The organism is Pseudomonas sp. R3-56 (assembly GCF_051132075.1).
In the GTDB taxonomy this organism is placed as follows: domain Bacteria; phylum Pseudomonadota; class Gammaproteobacteria; order Pseudomonadales; family Pseudomonadaceae; genus Aquipseudomonas.
This window is the reverse complement of the sequence record NZ_CP071657.1, coordinates 524,679-546,637: the sequence shown is the minus strand read 5'-3', so window position 1 is coordinate 546,637 and position 21,959 is coordinate 524,679. Positions and strand designations below refer to the sequence as shown.

At 61.3% G+C, this 21,959-nt stretch carries 19 protein-coding genes; 12 read left to right on the top strand and 7 right to left on the bottom strand.

The genetic code is table 11. The features are described 5' to 3' along the window. Window positions 1-45 precede the first annotated feature (45 nt). Complete coding sequence (rarD, locus tag J3P96_RS02565; RefSeq protein ID WP_434655153.1) at window positions 46-933, top strand: EamA family transporter RarD; 888 nt, start codon at window positions 46-48, stop codon at window positions 931-933. A 217-nt stretch (window positions 934-1,150) separates the two neighbouring features. Here rarD and J3P96_RS02560 read toward each other — a convergent pair whose 3' ends face one another. Beyond that, window positions 1,151-1,669 carry a glycine cleavage system protein R gene (locus J3P96_RS02560; protein ID WP_434571355.1) on the bottom strand — a complete coding sequence of 173 codons (519 nt, stop codon included), beginning with the start codon at window positions 1,667-1,669 and terminating at the stop codon, window positions 1,151-1,153. 438 nt (window positions 1,670-2,107) lie between these two features. On the opposite strand from J3P96_RS02560, the gene J3P96_RS02555 reads away from it, so the two are divergent. Further along, entirely contained in the window at window positions 2,108-4,285 is a 2,178-nt protein-coding gene (locus J3P96_RS02555) for a malate synthase G (RefSeq protein ID WP_434655151.1), read from the top strand. 221 nt (window positions 4,286-4,506) lie between these two features. Here J3P96_RS02555 and J3P96_RS02550 read toward each other — a convergent pair whose 3' ends face one another. Then, window positions 4,507-4,953, bottom strand: a complete 447-nt coding sequence (locus J3P96_RS02550; protein ID WP_434571351.1) for a response regulator — start codon at window positions 4,951-4,953, stop codon at window positions 4,507-4,509. Between the two features lie 252 nt (window positions 4,954-5,205). Here J3P96_RS02550 and J3P96_RS02545 point away from each other — a divergent pair, with 252 nt between their 5' ends. From J3P96_RS02545 to J3P96_RS02510, 8 genes are all read left to right on the top strand, one after another. Next, the gene (locus J3P96_RS02545; RefSeq protein ID WP_434655149.1) at window positions 5,206-7,146 is read left to right on the top strand and encodes a putative nucleotidyltransferase substrate binding domain-containing protein; all 1,941 of its coding nucleotides are present in this window, start codon (window positions 5,206-5,208) and stop codon (window positions 7,144-7,146) included. Then, window positions 7,143-7,850, top strand: coding sequence for a 3'-5' exonuclease (locus tag J3P96_RS02540; protein WP_434655147.1), 708 nt, complete (start codon window positions 7,143-7,145; stop codon window positions 7,848-7,850). The genes J3P96_RS02545 and J3P96_RS02540 overlap by 4 nt, the downstream gene beginning before the upstream one ends. Window positions 7,851-8,059: 209 nt before the next feature. Continuing rightward, window positions 8,060-8,578, top strand: coding sequence for an RNA polymerase sigma factor (locus J3P96_RS02535; RefSeq protein ID WP_434655145.1), 519 nt, complete (start codon window positions 8,060-8,062; stop codon window positions 8,576-8,578). Beyond that, window positions 8,575-9,555, top strand: coding sequence for a FecR domain-containing protein (locus J3P96_RS02530; protein WP_434655143.1), 981 nt, complete (start codon window positions 8,575-8,577; stop codon window positions 9,553-9,555). The genes J3P96_RS02535 and J3P96_RS02530 overlap by 4 nt, the downstream gene beginning before the upstream one ends. A gap of 218 nt (window positions 9,556-9,773) precedes the next feature. Continuing rightward, window positions 9,774-12,212 carry a TonB-dependent siderophore receptor gene (locus J3P96_RS02525; protein ID WP_434655141.1) on the top strand — a complete coding sequence of 813 codons (2,439 nt, stop codon included), beginning with the start codon at window positions 9,774-9,776 and terminating at the stop codon, window positions 12,210-12,212. A gap of 224 nt (window positions 12,213-12,436) precedes the next feature. Next, the gene (locus tag J3P96_RS02520; RefSeq protein ID WP_434655139.1) at window positions 12,437-13,567 is read left to right on the top strand and encodes a PepSY-associated TM helix domain-containing protein; all 1,131 of its coding nucleotides are present in this window, start codon (window positions 12,437-12,439) and stop codon (window positions 13,565-13,567) included. Beyond that, a complete protein-coding gene (locus J3P96_RS02515) occupies window positions 13,564-13,743 on the top strand; it encodes a hypothetical protein (RefSeq protein ID WP_434655136.1) in 180 nt (59 codons plus the stop codon). The genes J3P96_RS02520 and J3P96_RS02515 overlap by 4 nt, the downstream gene beginning before the upstream one ends. 196 nt (window positions 13,744-13,939) lie before the next feature. Further along, on the top strand, window positions 13,940-14,569 hold the full coding sequence (locus J3P96_RS02510; RefSeq protein WP_434655135.1) for a glutathione S-transferase: 630 nt from the start codon (window positions 13,940-13,942) through the stop codon (window positions 14,567-14,569). A gap of 197 nt (window positions 14,570-14,766) precedes the next feature. On the opposite strand, the gene creD is transcribed toward J3P96_RS02510, so the two are convergent. From creD to creB, 3 genes are all read right to left on the bottom strand, one after another. After that, on the bottom strand, window positions 14,767-16,140 hold the full coding sequence (gene creD, locus J3P96_RS02505; RefSeq protein WP_434602048.1) for a cell envelope integrity protein CreD: 1,374 nt from the start codon (window positions 16,138-16,140) through the stop codon (window positions 14,767-14,769). A gap of 213 nt (window positions 16,141-16,353) precedes the next feature. After that, entirely contained in the window at window positions 16,354-17,772 is a 1,419-nt protein-coding gene (creC, locus tag J3P96_RS02500) for a two-component system sensor histidine kinase CreC (RefSeq protein WP_434655132.1), read from the bottom strand. Continuing rightward, window positions 17,772-18,452 carry a two-component system response regulator CreB gene (gene creB, locus J3P96_RS02495; protein ID WP_434655131.1) on the bottom strand — a complete coding sequence of 227 codons (681 nt, stop codon included), beginning with the start codon at window positions 18,450-18,452 and terminating at the stop codon, window positions 17,772-17,774. The genes creC and creB overlap by 1 nt, the downstream gene beginning before the upstream one ends. A gap of 179 nt (window positions 18,453-18,631) precedes the next feature. On the opposite strand from creB, the gene J3P96_RS02490 reads away from it, so the two are divergent. Then, complete coding sequence (locus tag J3P96_RS02490; RefSeq protein ID WP_434655129.1) at window positions 18,632-19,624, top strand: RHS repeat-associated core domain-containing protein; 993 nt, start codon at window positions 18,632-18,634, stop codon at window positions 19,622-19,624. A 159-nt stretch (window positions 19,625-19,783) separates the two neighbouring features. On the opposite strand, the gene J3P96_RS02485 is transcribed toward J3P96_RS02490, so the two are convergent. After that, window positions 19,784-20,290, bottom strand: coding sequence for an ATP-dependent zinc protease family protein (locus J3P96_RS02485; RefSeq protein WP_305498325.1), 507 nt, complete (start codon window positions 20,288-20,290; stop codon window positions 19,784-19,786). Window positions 20,291-20,487: 197 nt separating this feature from the next. Between J3P96_RS02485 and J3P96_RS02480 the strand changes: the two genes are divergently transcribed. After that, window positions 20,488-21,375, top strand: coding sequence for an acyltransferase (locus J3P96_RS02480; RefSeq protein ID WP_434655127.1), 888 nt, complete (start codon window positions 20,488-20,490; stop codon window positions 21,373-21,375). On the opposite strand, the gene J3P96_RS02475 is transcribed toward J3P96_RS02480, so the two are convergent. Continuing rightward, window positions 21,376-21,945 carry a DUF2780 domain-containing protein gene (locus J3P96_RS02475; protein WP_434571332.1) on the bottom strand — a complete coding sequence of 190 codons (570 nt, stop codon included), beginning with the start codon at window positions 21,943-21,945 and terminating at the stop codon, window positions 21,376-21,378. It abuts the gene before it with no gap. Window positions 21,946-21,959 lie beyond the last annotated feature (14 nt).

Here is a 21,959-nt window from a genome sequence, read left to right as displayed (position 1 = left end):
TACTTACAATCACTTCTTTGTTAGCTGCCTAAGCAAGGATTCTGCATGCAAGCCGTCAACCCGCGTCGCGGGTATATCCTGGGCCTGAGCGCCTACATCATCTGGGGTCTGTTCCCCATCTATTTCAAAGCCATCGCCAACGTGCCATCGGTGGAAATCATCATCCACCGGGTACTCTGGTCGGCGCTGTTCGGCGCGGCCCTGCTGATGGTCTGGAAACATCCGGGCTGGTGGCGCGAGCTGCGGGACAATCCGCGGCGCCTGGCGATCCTGGCCCTGAGCGGCACGCTGATCGCCGTCAACTGGCTGACCTACGTCTGGGCGGTGAATAACGGTCGCATGCTCGAAGCCAGCCTGGGCTATTACATCAATCCGCTGGTCAACGTGTTGCTGGGCATGTTGATCCTCGGCGAGCGGCTGCGCCGCATGCAATGGGTCGCGGTGGCGTTGGCAGCCATTGGCGTGGCGCAACAGGTCTGGCAGGTGGGCAGTCTGCCGTGGGTGTCGCTGATGCTGGCGCTGACGTTTGGCTTCTACGGGTTGATCCGCAAGCAGGCGCCGGTCAAGGCCTTGCCAGGGCTGGTGGTGGAAACCTGGATGCTGGTACCGATTGCTATCGCATGGCTGCTGTTCAACCCGGCCGCCACCAGCGCCCAGGCGGCTTTCTGGACGACTTCCGAAGCCTGGTGGCTGGTGGCGGCCGGTCCCGTGACGCTGGTGCCTCTGGTCTGCTTCAACGCGGCGGCGCGGCACCTGCCCTACACCACGCTGGGTTTCTTGCAGTACATCGCGCCGACGCTCGTGCTGCTGCTCGCGGTGCTTCTGTTTGACGAACATTTATCGTCCAGCACACTGGTGGCGTTCCTGTTCATCTGGGCCGGTCTGGCGGTGTACAGCATCGACGCGGTGGTCAGCATGCGCCGGCGCTCCTGATCAAAAAACCAACACATCTCTCCAGGCCACGTCCGGCGTGGCCTGCGCTTATCCTTCCCAAGGTTATCCACAACGTGATCCCCGGCGTTTGTGCACAAGCCTTTGAAAACTGGTGATTTTTTGACCATCACTGGCTGAGGCACGGCGGGCCTGGGCTGGCGCCGGGTCTCTACAGGTTATCCACAGGCAGGCGCAGCTTTTCCTTGGATAACCTGCGTCAGCTTTCGTCGCTGAGTTTCAGCTCGACCATCAATTCATCAGCCAGCGTTTCCAGCCGCTCCTGCAGGGTGTCCAGTGACAAGGTCAGGGGCACTCCAAGAATCGCCTCGGCATGAAATAACAATTCGCTGCTCATCGGCGCGGGTCGAACATGGGTAACCAGCCGCTCGACGTTCACCCCCTGCTCGCTCAACAGGCGCGTGATGTCGCGCACGATGCCGGGACGGTCATTGCCCACCAGTTCCATGGCGATGGGTTTCCAGGTGCAGGATTCTTCGATCGCATTCTCGGCAATCAGCACACGAATGCCATGAGCCGCCAGCCCATGCAAAGCCTCGATCAGTTCTTCATGAGATTCAGCCGGGGCGCTGAGGCGCAGGATCCCGGCGAATTGCCCGGCGAGGTGCGACATACGGCTTTCCAGCCAGTTGCCGCCGTGCTCGGCAATACACTCAGCGATGCGCTCGACCTGCCCGGGTTTGTCCGGGGCGAAAACGGTGATGACGAGATGGTCCATGGCGCAGCCCTTCTGTTGATGGAACGGACAGTATAGGCAAGGCGGAAAATCCACACGGTCGCGCTACCTTGCCACAGGTATATGTGTACGAATATTAGATTTATCTGGAACAATCCAACAGTTTTTTGAGAACATCCGGTTCCGCGCCGTGACTGTAGTGCTTTAGTCGGTCGCGGAACGACGCAATTAGTCTGATTTTCACAACCGTAACTGATCATGTAGTATGCCGCAGCGGGCACTACATAACCGCAATGCCTAATGTTGCACCGATGTCTGCCCAGGCCAGTCGCATCCCTGAAAGCCCCGTCAGCAAGGCTTAACCCAGCCGCCAGCAATGGCATGTACTGGTCCAGGGGTTTGTGGTTTAAATGTCCCGAGGCTTCATTGTCCAAATCGAAGAGCTGAAAAGCGCAATAGCTGAGCAGAGTGAGGCAAGCAATGACTGAACACGTTCAAGTCGGTGGCCTGCAGGTCGCCAAAGTCCTGTTCGACTTCGTGAATAACGAAGCCATTCCCGGAACCGGCCTCACCGCCGACGCATTCTGGGCCGGCGCCGACAAGGTCATCCGCGACCTGGCGCCGAAGAACAAAGCCCTACTCGCCAAACGCGACGATTTCCAGGCGCAGATCGATGCCTGGCACCAGGCTCGTGCCGGCCAGGCCCACGACGCCGTGGCTTACAAAGCCTTCCTGCAAGACATTGGTTACCTGCTGCCAGAAGCGGCGGATTTCCAGGCCACGACCCAGAATGTCGATGACGAAATTGCCCGCATGGCCGGCCCGCAGTTGGTGGTGCCGGTGATGAACGCCCGTTTCGCCCTCAACGCCTCGAACGCCCGCTGGGGTTCGCTGTACGACGCGCTGTACGGCACCGATGCGATCAGCGAAACCGATGGCGCGGAGAAAGGCAAAGGCTACAACAAGGTCCGCGGCGACAAGGTCATCGCCTTCGCCCGGGCCTTTCTCGACGAAGCAGCCCCGTTGGCGGCCGGCTCCCACGTCGATTCCATTGCCTACAAGATCGTCGACGGCAAGCTCGTCGTGACCCTCAAGGGCGGTAGCAACAGCGGCCTGCGCGACGATGCCCAACTGATCGGTTTCCAGGGCGATACGTCGGCGCCGAGCGCCGTGCTGCTCAAGCACAACGGCCTGCACTTCGAAATCCAGATCGATGCCAGCACTCCGGTCGGGCAGACCGACGCCGCCGGCGTCAAAGACATCCTGATGGAAGCCGCGTTGACCACCATCATGGATTGCGAAGACTCGGTCGCCGCCGTCGATGCCGATGACAAGGTGGTGATCTACCGTAACTGGCTCGGCTTGATGAAAGGCGATCTGTCGGAAGAAGTCGCCAAGGGCGGCCAGACGTTTACCCGGACCATGAACCCTGACCGCGTCTACACCGCCGCGGACAGGTCGAGCGTGACACTGCACGGCCGTTCGCTTTTGTTCGTGCGCAACGTCGGTCACCTGATGACCATTGACGCGATCTTGGACAAGGACGGCAATGAAGTGCCGGAAGGCATCCTCGACGGGCTGATCACCAGCCTGGCCGCGATCCACAGCCTCAACGGCAACACCTCGCGCCGCAACAGCCGCACCGGCTCGGTGTACATCGTCAAGCCGAAGATGCATGGCCCGGAAGAGGCGGCGTTCACCAACGAACTGTTCGGCCGCGTCGAAGACGTGCTGAACCTGCCGCGCAACACGCTGAAAGTCGGAATCATGGATGAGGAGCGCCGTACCACGGTCAACCTCAAGGCGTGTATCAAGGCGGCCAGCGAGCGCGTGGTGTTCATCAATACCGGTTTCCTCGACCGCACCGGCGACGAAATCCACACGTCCATGGAAGCCGGCCCGATGGTCCGCAAGGCCGACATGAAGGCCGAGAAGTGGATCGCTGCGTACGAAAACTGGAACGTCGACATCGGTTTGAGCACCGGTCTGCAAGGCCGCGCGCAAATCGGCAAGGGCATGTGGGCCATGCCGGACCTGATGGCCGCGATGCTCGAGCAGAAAATCGCCCACCCGATGGCGGGCGCCAACACGGCCTGGGTCCCATCGCCGACCGCTGCCGCCCTGCACGCGTTGCACTATCACAAGGTCGATGTATTCGCCCGTCAGGCCGAGCTGGCCAAGCGTGCCCGCGCCTCGGTGGACGACATCCTGACCATCCCGCTGGCGGTCAACCCGAACTGGACGCCCGAGCAGATCAAGCATGAACTGGACAACAATGCCCAGGGCATCCTTGGCTACGTAGTGCGCTGGATCGACCAGGGCGTCGGTTGCTCCAAGGTGCCGGACATCAACGACATCGGCCTGATGGAGGACCGTGCAACGCTGCGGATCTCCAGCCAGCACATCGCCAACTGGCTGCGCCATGGCATCGTCACCCGGGACCAGGTGATGGAGAGCCTCAAGCGCATGGCACCGGTGGTCGATCGCCAGAACGCCAGCGACCCGCTGTATCGCCCGCTGGCGCCAGACTTCGACAGCAACATCGCCTTCCAGGCGGCGGTCGAGTTGGTGATCGAAGGCACCAAACAACCGAACGGCTATACCGAGCCAGTGCTGCACCGTCGCCGTCGCGAGTTCAAGGCAGCCAATGGGTTGTGATTGAGCGGTAATCGCGGCAAATAAAAAGCCCTGATCTTGCGATCAGGGCTTTTTCATTTGCGATATCCAACTGCTTTTTGTGGCGAGGGAGCTTGCTCCCGCTCGGTTGCGCAGCGACCGCAATACAGTCAATTAGATTCCGAGTTCTGGAAAAAGGGTCTGCTTCGCAGCCCAGCGGGAGCAAGCTCCCTCGCCACAAAAGCTATCTCCCACAGACGATCTTAAAGATCCATCCCCAACTCATGCTTGACCAGCCCCAGCAGCTTGTCGGTGTCGATCGGCTTTAACAGGAAATCCACCACACTCAGATGCATCGCCTCGATGGCGTCCTTCACGTCGGCATCGCCCGACACAATGATGATCGGCAGCGCCGCCCGCTCCGACTCGCGTACCAGGCGCACCAGCTCCAGGCCATCGACATTGCCCATGCGCAGGTCGGTGATCAGCAGGCCGATGGCGGGCTTGGTTTCCAGCATCCTGAGTGCGGTTTCACCACTGGCGGCGGTCATGCAGCGTATGCCATCCAATGCCAGGATTTCCGACAGCAGCTCACGGGCGTCCTTGTCGTCATCGACAATCAGGACTCGCTGCGGCGGCAGGTCGGGTTCCAGCATGACGGCACTCAGCGCCTCGCGCTCGGCGTCACTCAAAATATCGTGGTCGGACATGATGCTCTCTACGTTCTCGAATCGATCCCCTGGCACAGTGGTCAGACATCGTTCTGCGGCGCTTCAATGTGCACTTCGTCGGATTTTTTTCCAAGTACATTCCAGGAAGAATTTTTCGACGCAAGGCCTGGGAGTTTTCCTTGGTTTCGCTCCCATTGCCGCGACCTAGACTTACGTCCAATGGGCACCCTGCGCTCAGGGGCCGACCATGGGGAACAGATCCGACCACAACAATTCGAAAAAGACTGCGTAATGGTTATGAAAAAAGCGGACGCCTTCATCCAGGCAGGGAAAACCGCGGTGTTGCAGAACATCCAGGGTACGTTGCTGTTTCTCCAGCGCTTCCCCCCGTTCAACCAGATGGAAAATGCCCACCTGGCCTACCTGGTCGAACAATGCCTGCTGCGTTTTTATGCCCCGGGCGAAACCATTATCAAGCCGGCCGACGGTCCGGTTGAGCACTTCTACATCGTCAAGCAAGGCCGGGTAGTGGGCGAGCGACCGCACTCGGCCAAGGGCGGTACCGAGACCACCTTCGAGATCACCACCGGCGAGTGCTTCCCCCTCGCGGCCCTGTTGGGTGAGCGAGCGACCCGCACCGAGCACCGGGCCGGCGAGGACACTTTCTGCCTGCAGTTGAACAAACTGGCCTTCATCAAGCTGTTCGCCCTGTCCGGCCCGTTTCGCGATTTCGCCTTGCGCGGGGTCAGCAGCCTGCTCGATCAGGTCAACCAGCAAGTGCAGCAGAAATCCGCGCAGACCCTGGGCACGCAATATTCCCTCAATACCCGCCTGGGCGAGCTGGCAATGCGTCACCCGGTCAGTTGCAGCCCCGAAACGCCGTTGCGCGAAGCCGTCAAGCTGATGCATGAGCAGCAAGTCGGCAGCATCGTGGTGGTGGACGAACACAAGGCGCCGGTCGGGATCTTCACCCTGCGCGATCTGCGTCAGGTCGTGGCCGACGGTACCGGGGATTTTTCCGGGGCGATCGCCATGCACATGACCCAGGCACCGTTTTTCCTGTCGCCTGACCACAGCGCCTTCGATGCGGCCATCGCCATGACCGAGCGCCACATTGCCCACGTCTGCCTGGTCAAGGACCAGCGCTTGTGCGGCGTGGTCTCGGAGCGGGACCTGTTTTCCCTGCAGCGCGTCGACCTGGTGCACCTGGCCCGGACGATCCGCAACGCCCCCAGGATCGAGAACCTGGTGACCTTGCGCGGCGAAATCGGTCAACTGGTGGAGCGCATGCTGGCCCATGGCGCGTCATCGACCCAGATCACCCACATCATCACCCTGCTCAACGACCACACCGTATGCCGGGTCGTCGAGCTGACCCTGGCCGAGAAGGGCGACCCGGGCGTTGCGTTCAGCTGGCTGTGCTTTGGCAGCGAAGGCCGCCGCGAACAGACCCTGCACACCGACCAGGACAACGGCATCCTGTTCGAAGCCCGGGACGCTGCCCATGCGGCGCAGATCCGTGGCCTGCTGCTGCCCATCGCCCAGCAGATCAACCAGAGCCTGGCCTTGTGCGGCTTCACGTTGTGCAAGGGCAACATCATGGCCGGCAACCCCGAGTTGTGCCTGTCCCGCGCCGAATGGGCACGCCGCTTCGCAGCCTTTGTCCGTGAGGCCACCCCGGAGAACCTGCTGGGTTCGAGCATCTATTTCGATTTGCGGGTGGTGTGGGGCGACGAGCAAGGCTGCGAGCAGTTGCGCCGGCAGATCCTCGATCAGGTGGCCGACAATCGCCTGTTCCAACGCATGCTGGCCGAGAACGCGCTTCGCCATCGCCCGCCCGTTGGCCGCTTCAGGGATTTTGTGTTGAGCCGCAAGAACGGCGAGAAGGCGACGCTCGACCTCAAAGTACAAGGCCTGACCCCCTTCGTCGACGGCGCCCGCCTGCTGGCGCTGGCCAACGGCATCGAGGCCAACAATACTCTGGAGCGCTTGCGGCAACTGGTCGTCAAGGAGGTGATCGAGCCACTGGACGGCGCGGCTTATGAAGAGGCCTATCACTTTATCCAGCAGACGCGCATGCAACAGCATCAGCTGCAAACGCGGGAGAACCAGCCCTACTCCAACCGCGTCGACCCGGACAGCCTCAACCACTTGGACCGGCGCATCCTGCGTGAGTCCCTGCGCCAGGCCCAACGCCTGCAGAGCAGCCTGACCGTGAGGTACCAACTGTGAGTCTGTTTTCCTGGTTGCGCCCGGTCCAGCCGATGCTCTCGGACGCATTGCAGCAGCGCCTGGACAATCTGCCCGCCGGCGCGCCATTGACGGAGCGCAGCCTGCGGGAACAACGGTGGGTGGTGGTCGACCTGGAAACCACCGGCCTCAACCTGAACAAGGATCAGGTGCTGTCCATCGGTGCGGTCGTCATTGAAGACGGCGCCATCGACTTCAGCCAGCAGTTCGAGCGAACCTTGCAATGCGACCAGCAGAAGCTTGGGCCAAGCGTACTGATCCATGGCCTGGCACCCAGTGCCATCGCCGCCGGCAGCGACCCGGCCGAAGCGCTGGTGGCATTCATGGAGTTCGTCGGCGACAGCCCATTGCTGGCGTTCCATGCGCCGTTCGATTCGCACATGCTCGGACGCGCCATGAAAGATTATCTGGGCTACCGGCTGCTGCATCCGTTCCTGGACGTGGCTGACCTGGCCCCGATGCTTTGCCCGCAAGCCAATCTGCGCAAGTCAGGCCTGGACGAGTGGATCGACTGGTTCAAGCTGCAAGTCTTCGAGCGCCACAACGCCAGCGCCGACGCCCTCGCCACTGCGGAACTGGCGCTGATCCTGTTCAGCCGCGCCCGCCAGCAGGACATCCACAGCGCGCTCGACCTGCAACAGCGCCTGGGGCAGTGGAAACGGCGGCAGCAGGCGCCTTCGCTTTAATTAAAGCAACAAGGCTTTTGTGGGAGCGAGCCTGCTCGCGAAGGCGGTTTGTCAGCCGGCACCAACGTATTGGATGGACCGCTTTCGCGAGCAGGCTCGCTCCCACAGAAGTGCACAGTTTTATCCCGACCAGCGCCAATTGCTTTCCAGCCCCCGCCTCTGCCACAATCGCGAACAATTCTCGTTACTTAATACGTCGGTGATGCTCCGTGTCGTCAGTCCCCAGTCCTCAGAGTGATTTGGTTGGTGCGTTGTACCGTGACCATCGCGGCTGGCTATTGGCATGGCTACAGCGCAACGTGGCGTGTCCACAGCGGGCGCAAGACCTGAGCCAGGACACTTTCGTGCGGCTGCTGGGGCGTGACGGGTTGCAGCCACCGCGCGAGCCCCGGGCGTTTCTGCTGGCGATCGCCAAAGGCCTGCTGTTTGATTATTTCCGCAGGGCCGCGCTGGAGCAGGCTTACCTGACCGAACTGATGCTGATTCCCGAGGCTGAGCAACCTTCGGTAGAGGAGCAGCAGATGATCCTCGAAGACCTCAGGAACATCGACCGTCTGCTTGGCAAACTGTCGAGCAAGGCGCGTGCGGCCTTCCTCTATAACCGCCTCGACGGCCTCGGCCACGCTGAAATCGCCGAGCGCCTGGGGGTTTCGGTGCCGCGGGTGCGCCAATACCTGGCCCAAGGCGTGCGGCAGTGCTACATCGCCCTTTACGGTGAGCCGACATGACCATGGCCTCTTCCAAGCCAGTGTCGGCGCGGGTGTTGGACGCGGCCATCGCCTGGCAATTGTCCCTGGACTCAGGCAATGGCAGCCCTCAGGAGCGTGAAGCCTTCGCTCAATGGCACGCCGCCGATGAGGAGCATGCACGCGCCTGGCAACAGCTGGGCATGCTCGACCAGCGTTTCAGCGCCGCCAGCGGCCCGGCGCGTGCGGCGCTGCTGCAATCGCGGGTCAGCATCCGGCGGCGGGTACGCAAGATCGGCAGCGGCCTGGCCAGCGTCGTCGCGGTCATTGGCCTGGCGCTGTTCGCTGGCGAGCGTTACCTGCCGCTGGATTATTGGCTGGCCGACCAGCGCACCGCCACCGGTGAACAGCGCACGTTGCGCCTGGCCGACGGCACGCTGATCAACCTCAACACTCACAGCGCGTTGGATGTGCGTTTCGACGACAAGCAGCGGCGCGTCATCCTGCAGGAAGGCGAGATCCTGGTGGAAACCGGCCACAACGATCCGCGCCCGTTCATCGTCGAGACTCGCGAGGGCAGCATGCGCGCCCTGGGCACGCGCTTTCTGGTCAGGCTCGAAGACCAAGGTACACGCCTGAGCGTGTTGAAATCCGCGGTGGCCGCGCATCCGCAAGCGACCGCCGAGGAGCAGATCCTGCGCGAAGGCCAGCAGGTGCTGATGCGCCGCGACGGCCTCGGTCCAACCTTGGCCCTGAGCCCCGGCGCCGATGCCTGGACTCGCGGCATGCTGGTGGTGGACGACGCGCGACTCGAAGACCTGGTCCGTGAGTTGGCGCGCTATCGGCGCGGCTACCTGGGCGTCGAGCCCAAGGTAGCGGACCTGCGCATTACCGGCAGTTTCCCGCTGCATGACACCAACCTGGCGTTGACCGCTTTGCTGCCGACCTTGCCGGTGCAGGTCGAGCATCACACGCGCTGGTGGGTGGTGGTGGCGCCGCGGGTCGAGGCCAAGCGCTAGAAGATGTTGCGTCTGAGATGACGCCTTCGCGAGCAGGCTCGCTCCCACCAGGTAATGCGTACCCCTGTGGTAGCGAGCCGGCTCGCGAAGAGGCCAGTTGCATCACCATCAAACCGCTCGCAATCTGAATCTAAATTATTTTCACCCCCCCCTATCACTTTTCGGTTTTCATCCGGCACACAGGCAATTGAGAAATATTTCCATTCAGGAGCCGCCGTATGTCCCGCCCGCTAGACACCCTGTTGCGCCCCAGCCTGTTGGCCGTCGCCATCGCCTTCGCCACCCCGCTGGCCAGCGGTCCGTTGCTGGCCGCCGAGCAGGCGTCCAGCGTGCGCGCCTACAATCTTCCCGCCGCGCCATTGGCCAGCACCCTGAACCAGATCGCCAGCCAGGCCGGCCTTGCCCTGAGCCTGAACCCGGCGCTGGCTTCGGGTAAAACCTCGGCGCCGGTCCAAGGCCAGTTCGACGCCACCGGTGCGCTGCGTGAAGCCTTGCGCGGCACCGGCCTGCAACTGGAACAAAGCAGCGCCGGCACCTACAGCCTGGTGGCCGTGCCAGAGGGCGTCATGGTGCTACCGGAAACCAGCGTGATCGGCGCCGGCGTCAGCGAAACCGCCTGGGGCCCGACCGAAGGCTATGCGGTCACCCGCACCGCCGCCGGCACCAAGACCGACACGCCGATCGTCGAACTGCCGCGCTCGGTCTCGGTGGTCACGCGCCAGCAGATGGACGACCGCTCCGTGCTCAACCTCAACGATGCCCTGCGCTACACCGCCGGCGTGCAGAGCAGCGGCTACGGTTCGGACTCGCGGAACGACTGGCTGCTGGTGCGCGGCTTCGTGCCGACCCAGTTCCTCGATGGCCTGCCGCTGCCCAAGGGCAACTACATCACCCCGAAGATCGAGCCGTGGAACCTTGAGCGCATCGCCGTGCTTCGAGGCCCGGCGTCGTCGGTCTACGGCCAGACGCCACCCGGCGGCATGCTCGACATGGTCAGTCGTCGCCCGCAAGCCGAGAGCAGCAATGAAGTGGAGTTGCAGGCCGGCAGCCACGAGCACAAGCAGATCAACTTCGACAGCACCGGCAAGGTCGACGACGAAGGCCAGTTCCTCTACCGGCTCAGCGGTACCGTGCGCGACAGTAACTCCCAGATCGATCACATCCCGGACAAGCGCTACAACATCGCCCCGAGCCTGACCTGGAACATCAACGACGACACCCGCCTGACATTCCTGTCGCAATACACCCGCGATGACACCGGCATCACCGGGCAATTCCTGCCCCTGCAAGGCACCAAGCTGTCGTCGCCGGCGGGCAAGATTTCCCATCACAAGAACCTCGGTGACCCGGATTGGGAATTCTACGACCGCACCTACTACGCGCTCGGTTATGCCTTTGAACACCGCCTGAACGACACCTGGCAGTTCCGCCAGAACCTGCGCTACACCAAGAGCGACCTGGAAACCCAGGGCATCTCCGCCGGCGGTCAGTTCTCGCCGGATGGCCCGGACCAATCGGTGGACGCCGACGGCAACGTCAAGCGCAGCGCCAGCGTGATCGACGAAGACATCAGCCAGTTCGCCGTGGACAACAACTTCCAGGCTGACTTCCAGACGGGTGATCTGAGCCACACCTTGTTGCTGGGCCTGGATCACCAGCGCTCGAACAGCAATTCGCGTTGGGATTGGGGTTCGACTGGCGTGCCGACCAGCAATATCAACAACCCGACCTACGGACAGGATTTTTCCAACGTCCAGTACTTCACGATGTATGACTACAACCAGAAGACCAACCAGACCGGCCTGTACTTCCAGGACCAGATTGCCCTGGACAAGTGGCGCCTGACCCTTGGTGGTCGTGAAGACTGGATTCACACCGGCACCGTGTTCCACAACCAGAACAATGTCACCAACACCCAGCGCGACAAGAAATTCAGCGGCAACGCGGCGTTAAGCTACGTCTTCGATAACGGTGTGACGCCCTACGTTTCCTTCGCCCAGTCGTTCCAGGCGGCGGCAGGTTCAAGCGTCAACAGCACCGAAGCGTTCAAGCCGACGGAAGGCGAACAGTACGAGGCGGGTATCAAGTACCAGCCACCCGGCACCAAGACCTTGTTGACGGCTGCGGTGTTCGACCTGACCCAGAAAAACAACTCCGTCACCGAAAACAACGTCACCCGCCAGGTTGGTGAAGTCCAGGTGCGCGGACTTGAGCTGGAAGCCTCGGGCGACGTTACCGACAACCTGAAGCTGGTCGGCTCCTACACCTACAACGACAGCGAAATCACCAAGGGCACCGCGGCCGAAGAAGGCAAGCGCATGGCCCAGGTTCCGCGTAACCAGGCCACCGCATGGGCTGACTACACCTGGCACAACGGCCCGCTGGACGGGTTCGGCGTGGGTGCCGGCGTGCGTTATGTCGGCGACACCTACGGCAACACCACCAACACCGATTGGGGGCATGTCGGTTCCTACACCGTGTACGACGCCTCGGCCCATTACGACCTGGGCCGTTTGAACAAGACCCTCAAGGGCGTCACCGTGGCGGTGGACGCGAAAAACATCTTCAACAAGGAATACCTGTCCACCTGTGACGGCTTCTATTGCTACTACGGAGACCAACGCAACGTCGTCGCCAGCGTGAATTACAAATGGTAAACGGTTAGCATTTGCAAAATCTTTTAGGCCGCGCTGTCGGGCAATGCTGTTCGTATAAGGAAAACCGTGGCGAGGGAGCTTGCTCCCGCTGGACTGCGCAGCGGTCCTAAGCTTTTGGGGCTGCTACGCAACCCAGCGGGAGCAAGCTCCCTCGCCACGATGGATACTCAATCCAAAATGAACAGAGTTGTTGCTGCAGGTGCCCTTTTGCATTCGGATCGATCATGAAAAGCAAAACCATTCGCCGCTGGTCCTTTGTCCACACCTGGAGCAGCCTGATCTGTACGGTGTTCTTGCTGATGCTGGCAATCACCGGGCTGCCGCTGATTTTCCATCATGAAATCGAGCATCTGTTGGGCGATGCCCCGCAGCTGCGGGAAATGCCGGCCGGCACGCCGCCGTTGGATCTTCAACAACTGGTGGAAAAAGCCAAGGCTCATCGTCCGGGTGAAGTGGTCCAGTATTTCGGCTGGGACGAAGACGACCCCAATGGCGTGATCACCATCATGGCGCCGACACCGGGCACCGAACCCAATTCGTCCCATACCTTCATGCTCGACGCGCGCACCGGCGAAGCCCTGGAAATGCCTTCGGCCAACGGCGGTTTCATGATGATCATGCTGCGCCTGCATGTGGACATGTTCGCCGGGCTGCCGGGCAAGTTGCTGCTGGCGTTCATGGGGTTTCTGTTCGTGATTGCCATCGTCTCCGGCGTGGTGCTGTACTTGCCGTTCATGCGGCGCTTGAACTTCGGCACGGTGCGCCAGGACAAATCCACCCGCCTGCGCTGGCTCGACCTGCACAACCTGATCGGCGTCGTCACCCTGGTCTGGGCGCTGACCGTGGGCGTGACCGGCGTGATTGCCGCCTGCGCCGACCTGATCATCGCCGCGTGGCGCAACGACAGCCTCAGCGCGATGGTCGAGCCGTACCGCAACGCCCCGCCATTGACACAACTGGCGCCGGCGACCCGCCTGCTCGACATTGCCAAGGAAGTCGCGTCGGGCATGGAGCCCAGCTTTATCGCCTTCCCCGGCACGCTGTTTTCCAGCGAGCATCACTACAGCGTGTTCATGAAGGGCGACACCCACCTGACCTCACACCTGCTCACCCCTGTCCTGATCGACGCCAGCACCCTGGACGTCACCGCCGTGGCCGAGCGACCGTGGTACATGGACGTGATGAGCCTGTCCCTGCCGCTGCACTTCGGCGACTACGGTGGCCGGCCAATGCAGATTTTCTGGGCAACCCTGGATGTGCTGACCATCATCGTCCTGGGCAGTGGCGTTTATCTGTGGGTGGTGCGACGTAAAGCCGCCAAGCGCACGACCGTCGGCGCGGAGGTAACCTCGTGAGGCCCCGGCAGTCGAATTTCTGGAAGGTGTTTGGCATTCCCGTGGTGATCGGCGCATTGAGCGCGGCGGGGCTGTTCAGCGCATTGCTCGGTGACGGCGCCTGGGATGCGCTGAGCTGGGTTGGATTGGGAATCCCGACCCTGCTTGGGACCTGGGGCTTGATCAAACGCGGATAACCCCAGCCAGGCGCGGACCCTGTGGGAGCGAGCCTGCTCGCGAAGGCGATAAGTCAGTTAAATTCATGCTGACTGACCCTCTGCTTTCGCGAGCAGGCTCGCTCCCACAGTGGAATACACCAATCGATTCGTTACTCGCCAGCAGACCCGCAACTGTCTAGGCTAAGCCCAGCCCGCCCAATCGAGGATGTTCTGCATGTCCACCCCCAGCATGACCCTGTTCCACAACCCCGCTTCGCCCTTCGTCCGCAAGGTCCTGGTGCTGCTGCACGAAACCGGCCAGCAGGATCGCGTCGCCTTGCAGCTCAGCCAACTCACGCCAGTCAAGCCGGACCTGGCGCTGATCGGTGACAACCCGTTGAGCAAGATCCCGGCCCTGCGCCTGGCCAACGGAACGGTGATCCACGACAGCCGCGTCATCCTTGACTACCTCGACCACCAACACGTCGGCAACCCGCTGATCCCGCGCGAGGGCGCCGCGCGCTGGCGGCGCCTGACCCTGGCCTCCATGGCCGACGGGATCATGGACGCGGCGGTGATGATCCGCTACGAGACCGCTCTGCGTCCCGTGGAAAAACACTGGGACGAATGGCTCGATGCGCAGCGGGACAAGATTCGTCGCGCCCTCGCCACGCTCGAATCCGAGGCGATTGCCGAACTGGCCAGCCATTTCGACGTCGCCTCCATCAGCGTGGCCTGCGCCCTGGGTTACCTGGACCTGCGCCATGCCGACCTGGAATGGCGCGAGAACAATCCGCAGCTGGCGGCGTGGTTTTCCGAGGTCAGTTTGCGGCCTTCGATGGTCGAGACGGTGCCCCGGGTCTAAAACTGCCTTGGCTCACCGGCCTCTTCGTCGGAACGCCGCCCGGAGCAGGCTCGCTCCCACATTTGATTGTGTTGCTCTCTTGTGGGAGCGAGCCTGCTCGCGAAGGCCGCGCACCGGATATAACGGAAACAACCCGACAATTCGCATCACCAGCATTTCCCCCACCCGCTGGTCCTCCCGCAGCCCCAACGACCGGCTCATTTCACCTCTCCCAGATCAAAACTCATCGCAGCCGCCGGCTTCGCGCCCACCCCGTACCAATCCAGCTTGCGGGTCAGCACCATGAACACGCCCAGCAGGCCGAACAGCAGCAGCGAGCCCATCAACAGCGCGTAGTCTTCGGCGCTCAACAGGCCATAAAGCAGTCCGTACAAACCCGCCAACCCCGCTGAAAATCCCAGGCCGTGGCTCACGCTGCGCAGCACATGGCAGACGTAGAAGCCAATCAGCACCACGCAGGCACTGGCCGATACCAGGTACGCCAGGGTGAAGCCAATGTGTTCCGACAATGACAGCAACAGCAGGTAGAAGAACGCCAGCGCCACGCCGACCAATGCGTACTGGACCGGGTGCACCGCGAGGCTCTTGAGCACTTCGAAGAGGAAGAACCCGGCGAAGGTCAGCGCGATGAACAGCAGCGCATATTTGATCGCCCGGTCGCTCTTCAGGTACTGGTCCACCGGATCGACGAAACTTACACCGAACGCACGACTGCGGAACGCTTCGCAACCATCGCTGGGATCGCAGGCTTGCAGCGTTTCCAAAAGGTTGGTGGAGAAAAACGAGGTCTGCCAGTCGGCATTGAAGCCCTGTTCATTGATCTCGCGATTGACCGGCAGGTAATTGCCGATGAAGCTCGGGTGCGGCCAATCGGCGGACAGGTGCACCTTGGTGGACTTGCCCACCGGCAGGATCTGCAGCTCGCCGGTGCCTTGCAGGCGCAGGTCGAAACCGAAGGTCAGTTCGGGGCTGCCCTGGGCGGTGATCATCGGCAACGGCACGTGTACGCCCTGCCCCAGCCAGCCAAGCCGCGAACCGGGAAGGAAATCGACCGTCTGCTGGTTCAGCGTCAGGGTCAATGCGTTCTCGATGCCACGGATGTCGCTGATGCCGACGCTCAGGTACGGCTCGTCAAAGCGGTAATCGGCGAAATCCTTCGGGGCGACGCCATAACGTTCCGGCACTTTGAAGCGGCCATCGATCCGGTTGTCGGCATGAAACAAGCGCGCTTCGTAGATGCCCCGGGCACGTGTTTCGGTGCGGATCTGGCCGTCGAGCTCAAATTGCTCCGGGAGGAAATACAACTCGCCCGTTTGCTCGACGGTTTCGAGGAAACGCACGCCGGTCTTCTCGTTGGTATTCCAGACCTTCACGTCCTTGCGAAACGGCACCACGATCATCGGGCCGATCAACTGCTGGCTGTGGCTGGAACTGCGGGCGATGTCCTGCAACACCCCATCGCGCAGCTCCTGGCGCTCATCGATAAGGCCGTTGATCATCAACAGCGGGATCATCAGCAAGAGAATCAACAGGGCAATCATGCCCAGTTTTATAGCGAGGCTGCGGTTCATGTGGGGCTCTCCCTGTTCGAATGGGGAAGAGTCTGGCGCGGCTGTGTGGGCGGTTTATGAGGGGAATGTGGAGATTGTGTGGAGAACCGGTTCCTGTGGGAGCGAGCTTGCTCGCGATAGCGGTAGAACAGCACCAACTGTGCTGAGTGACACACAGCCATCTCGAGCAAGCTCGCACACAAGTGACTGCTTTTTCAGATGGATTTTGTGGTGTCAGGGCAACCGCAGCACCACTTCCACCCCACCCTCGACATTGCCAATGCCGAATTCACCACCATGCAACTGCACCACTTCCTCGACGAAGTTGAGCCCCAGGCCTGTGCTTTTGCGCCCGGTGCCCGGGCGCGGCAGGGAATAAAACCGCTCGCTCAGGCGCGGTAGTGCGTAGTCGGGAATCGGCTCGGCCTGGTTGAACAGACGGATCTCGACGCGGCTGCCCAGGCGCTCGGCGCTGATGCGCAACAGGCCCTCGACAGGGGTGAAGTCCAAGGCGTTTTCCAGCAAATTGCCCAGGGCCTGGCGCAACAGGAAGGCCTCCCCGGTCAGCGTCAGATCAGCGGCGATGTATCGCTCTATGCGCAACTGACGGCTTTCGATCCAGCCGCCGCGGGCTTCCAGCAGTTCATCGACCAACGCCGCCAACGGCACCGCGACGATATCCTCCAGCCCCCGGCGCTGCTCGACCTGGGCCAGGTTGAGCAGGCGCTCGATCAATTGCTGCATGCGCACGCTTTCGCTGTCGATGTTGCTGACAAAGCGCTGGTGCTGGGCGGCGGGCATGTCGCTCTGCAGGAGCTCGGCGGCGCCGCGAATCGCGGCCAGCGGGCTCTTCAGTTCATGAGTCAAGGTGTGCACATAACGCTCGACGTAGGCCTTGCCTTCGAGCTGGGTGCGCATGTGTTCGACGGCGCCCGCCAGTTGCTCGAATTCGCCGCCGCGATAATGCGGCACTTCCACCCGCCGCCCCTGGCTGACAGCTTGAGCATAACGAGTCAACCGACGCAAAGCCGCGCTGAGCCACCAGGACAGCAAGGCGCCCAGCAACAGGCCCAGGCCGATCAACCCGGCACCGTACGCCAGCAGGCGCCGCTCCGTGCGGTCGATATAAGGTTGCAACGAGCTGTTGGGCTTGGCCACCGTGACCACACCGATGATTCTTCCGTTGTCGCGGATCGGTGCCCCGACATGCATCACCGACGACGCCGGATCGTCCGGATCGTTGCGGGTCGAACGAGCGCCGTAATGGCCGCGCAGGGTCAGGTAGACGTCATTCCACCGCGAATAATCCTGGCCCACCGCCACGCCACTGGAGTCGAGCACGACGATGCCATTGGCATCCGTGACGTAGATGCGGTGGTTGACCTGGTTTTTTGGCAATCCCCAGATCGTCGCCGCCGGCTGGCGTTCGCCATAGGACCTGAGCAATTGCGGCCAGCGGTTCTGGCTGAGCGTCCCGGCCTTGAAATCGTCCCGCAGGATCTCGGCCATCAGGTTGGCCGTGTCCACAAGGGTTTCCTCGGTGGACTGGCGCACACCGGGACGGATCTCCTCCATCACCGTGTTGAGCACGAAATACCCGGCCAGGCCGATGAACAGCACGTAGGCCAGGAAAATCCGGATACCCAGCGACATCAGCTGTGGCCCGGGCTGTAGCTGTAGCCAAGGCCCCGGTGGGTCTGGATCGGTTCGGCCTCGGCGCGGACCAGGCGCAACTTGGCGCGCAGGCTCTTGATGTGGCTGTCGATGCTGCGCTCGTAGCCGGCATCGCTGGCCACGCCCAGGGCGTCGAGCAACTGCTCGCGACTGAAGACCCGCTCAGGCTGCTCCAGCAGGCAGTTCAACAGGCGAAATTCATGACGAGTGAGGTTTAGCGGCTTGCCGCGATAGCTAATCTGCACGCGGTCACTGTCCACCAGGAACAACGCCGAACCCGCTTCCGCGAAAGGCCGCGGCGCCACGCGCTTGAGAATCGCGCGAACCCTGGCGGCAACCTCGCGAGGGCTGAAAGGCTTGACCACGTAATCATCGGCGCCGATCTCCAGGCCTACCACCCGGTCAATCTCGCCATCCCGAGCCGTAAGAAAAATTACCGGAACGTCGCTGAAACGTCTGAGATTCTTGCACGTCTCGAAACCGCTGATATCCGGCAGGCCCACGTCGAGAATAATCAGGTCCGCCGGAGTCTTTTGCTGATGCTCCAGGGCCGCGGCTCCCAGGCTCAACCAGGTGGTGTCAAAGCCCTCGCCCTGCAGCGCAAACACCAGCGTATCAGCGATGGCGGCTTCGTCTTCGACAATCAGAATATGAGGCATGGCGACCGGGCCCGACAGTAAAGTTGCCGGAACGGTGCCCCAAGCCTCGGGGCACGTCAATCGGTAGTCGAGCTGCTCGTTGCCAGGCTGTTCGGACTGACAGTTCTGATAGTGGGCAAGTAGTTGTAAACGGCGGATGCTCGAGGTCAGTGTTTTCGACTCCAAAGGGAGCTAGGTCGATGTCCGCGTCTTCCCGCGAAACTGTATTGTGCCGCTACCACTACGACCCGCTGGACCGCCTGGTCGATCGTGCGCCTTATGAACAGGCCGGCATCCAGCGCTTTTACTGCAAAAGCCGCTTGGCTACCGAGATACAAGGCGTAGTGCAGCGCAGCGTCTTCCAGCACGACGAACGGCTGTTGGCGCAACGGCGTCACGAAAATGCAAGGGTCAACACCGCCCTGCTGGCGACCGATCAACAGCACTCGGTGTTGAACGTGCTTGATGCAACCGGCCCCCATCCCTTCGCCTATACACCCTACGGCCATCGCCCAGCGGAAAATGGTTTGCTCAGCTTGCTGGGTTTTAACGGTGAGCCGCCGGATCCGGTGACAGGGCATTACTCGTTGGGTAGCGGGTACAGGGTGTTCAATCCGGTGTTGATGCGGTTCAACAGTCCGGACAGTCTGAGTCCGTTTGGGGACGGTGGGTTGAATGCGTACGGGTACTGCGCAGGGGACCCGATTAACTGGACGGATCCTACGGGGCATATACCCATTAAGCCCGTTATGGATGCATTTCTTAAAAACCTGGCGAAGCAAGGATTACGCAAAACCCCAATGAAAAAATTAGCAGCGGACCGCAGCTATCGGCAATCAATGAAACGCAAGGCCAATCTGATAGATCAAAATGAAAAGCTACTGAAAAACCAAAGCAGCTACAGCGTAAGCGATAATTTAACTGATCTAAAGACCAGCTTAGAAGGCTACAACAAAGCAAAACAAGGCTATCACTTTGATAGATATCCAGATCCGAACGTCAAATACGAATTCGAATATGGCGGACAAACTGTGCTCGATACAACGCCCTTTGATATAACCATCTCTCATTTTAAAAATCTTTATAACCGCCCAAAAACAAACAATTACAACAAACTCAACCCTGCCACACCCTTAAATGGGCGCCGAACCATTACCTCCAGCAGGCAAAAATACATCGAGCAGAATATATAAAAAATTTCACCAATATCGACCTACTCAAGGAAATCCGCCAATAACCGACTGCCGCTAAATCAGCAAAATTCATTGCCGGCACTACACAACATCAACGCCGACCCAGCCCCGAAAACATCGACCATCTCCGGGGCCTCGTCCGCATCCTGAACAGCACCCTCAACAGTCCGGTTTATCCGCCGTAAACCGCCGCGCCGGGTTCACCGCCGCGTCGAACTCACGCAAGGCCTTGGCACCGATCAGCAATGGGTAGTTGAAGCTGCTGCGGTCGGTCAGGTTGACCTCGACGGTGCGCTTGACGTTACCCAGACACATTTCCAGTTCCACCACCGGACGCTTGCTGGGGGCGATCTTTTCGTCGTCGTCCTCGTCCTCTTCGGAACGGGTCTTGATCTTGCTGATTCGGGCGATCTTGTGTTCGTAGATCTTGTTGCTAGCGTCCTTGGTCGCCAGGCGGAAACGTACCCAGTCATCGCCGTCACGGGTGAACGTCTCGATGTCCTTGGCCGACAGCGAGGCGGTCAATGCGCCGGTGTCCATCTTGGCCTTGAGCACTTCGCCACCGATTTCCGGCAGCGCGATGTATTCGTAGCGCCCATAGAGGGTCGGTTCGGCGGCGAGCACGGGGAGGGCCACCAGGGAAAGCAGGGCTAAAACGGATTTCATGTAAGGGGCTTCCGTTGTGGGAGTGGGATTTTAGACAGTGGCCGATGAATTCGTTCGGTAAAGCGTACCGTGGCTCCCTCGCCACAAAAGCAGGTTCAGCCTATACAAGCCCAAGTGAAACTTTCGTCCAGGCCGATTTGGCCTGCCGCGCGAAGCTGCTTATCATGGCCCGCCCACCCCGTTTGCAAGAGTCATCTATGCGCCGCCTGCTCACCGGCTGTTTCGTCACCCTGCTGCTACTGCTCAATACCCTGGTGCTGTTCGGGCCGCTGATGGTATTCGCATTGCTCAAACTGGTCCTGCCCGGGCGCCTTCGCGATTACGCCTCGTGGGCGGTGATGTGGATTGCCGAGACCTGGGCCGAGATCGACAAGTTGATCTTTGCCTGGTGCATCCCCACCCGATGGGACATTCGCGGCGGTGGGGGCCTGCGTAGCGACACTTCATACTTGGTGATCAGCAATCACCAGTCATGGGTGGATATCCCCGCCTTGGTCCAGACCCTCAACCGACGCACGCCGTTCTTCAAGTTCTTCCTCAAGAAAGAGCTGATCTGGGTGCCGTTCCTAGGGCTCGCGTGGTGGGCATTGGATTACCCTTTCATGAAGCGTTACACCAAGGCGTTCCTGGCGAAGAACCCGGAGCTGGCCGGCAAGGATCTGGAAATCACCAAGGCCGCCTGCGAGCTGTTCAAGCGTCAGCCAGTCACCGTGGTGAATTATCTCGAAGGCACACGCTTCACCGCCGCCAAAAGCCAACAGCAGCAGTCGCCCTTCAGCCATCTGCTCAAGCCCAAGGCCGGTGGCGTGGCGTTTGTGCTGGCGGCGATGGGCGAGCAACTGGATGCGATCCTCGACGTGACGGTGGTTTATCCGCAGCAGCGCATCCCGGGGTTCTGGGACTTGATCAGCGGCGCGGTGCCCAGGGTCATCGTCGACATCCAGACCCGCGAGCTGGACCCGGCGCTGTGGCAGGGCGACTACGAAAACGACCCGGTTTTTCGCCAGCATGTGCAGGACTGGGTCAACCAGCTCTGGCATGAAAAGGACCAGCGCATTGCTCATCTGCGCAACGAGAGCGCCTGATCAGATACCGGCGCCAGCGCCCCAGATACCGCCCAGGTTCTGCAACAGCGAGCTGGCGACGCCCTGTTGGCCGAGGTACTGCAAGATGATCGGGGCAAACTGGCCGATCATGCCGCTGTCCATGCCCAGCGCGCTGAAGGCATTGTTCAGGTCACCGGTGTCCTTGACGTTACCGAGCAAGCCGTCGAGCAAGGCGTTTTTGTCCGACCCGCCGCCCAGCAAGCCACCCAAGCCGTTAAGGCCACCGATGGCGCTGTTCCCGGCGATCTGATCGAGCCCCGGCACGCTTTTGCTCAGCTCGGAGAACTGCGCCTCGCTGAGCTGGTTCCTGGCCAGCCCGAGCATCGCCCCGGCACCGCCCACGGCTTGCTCCGGCGTGATCTGGAGTTCCGAGCCGAGGGTATTGAGCAACCCGGCGGCTTTCGGCGCAGCCGCCACCGCCCCCTCCTGCTGGTTGCCCTGAATGGCCGAGATCACGCTTGTCGCATCAGCGAGGCTGAACTGTGCGAAGGCCGGGCCGGCTGCCAACGAGAGCAGGCAAGACAGTGCAAAACCGCGTGAAACCTTCATCGGGACATCCTCTG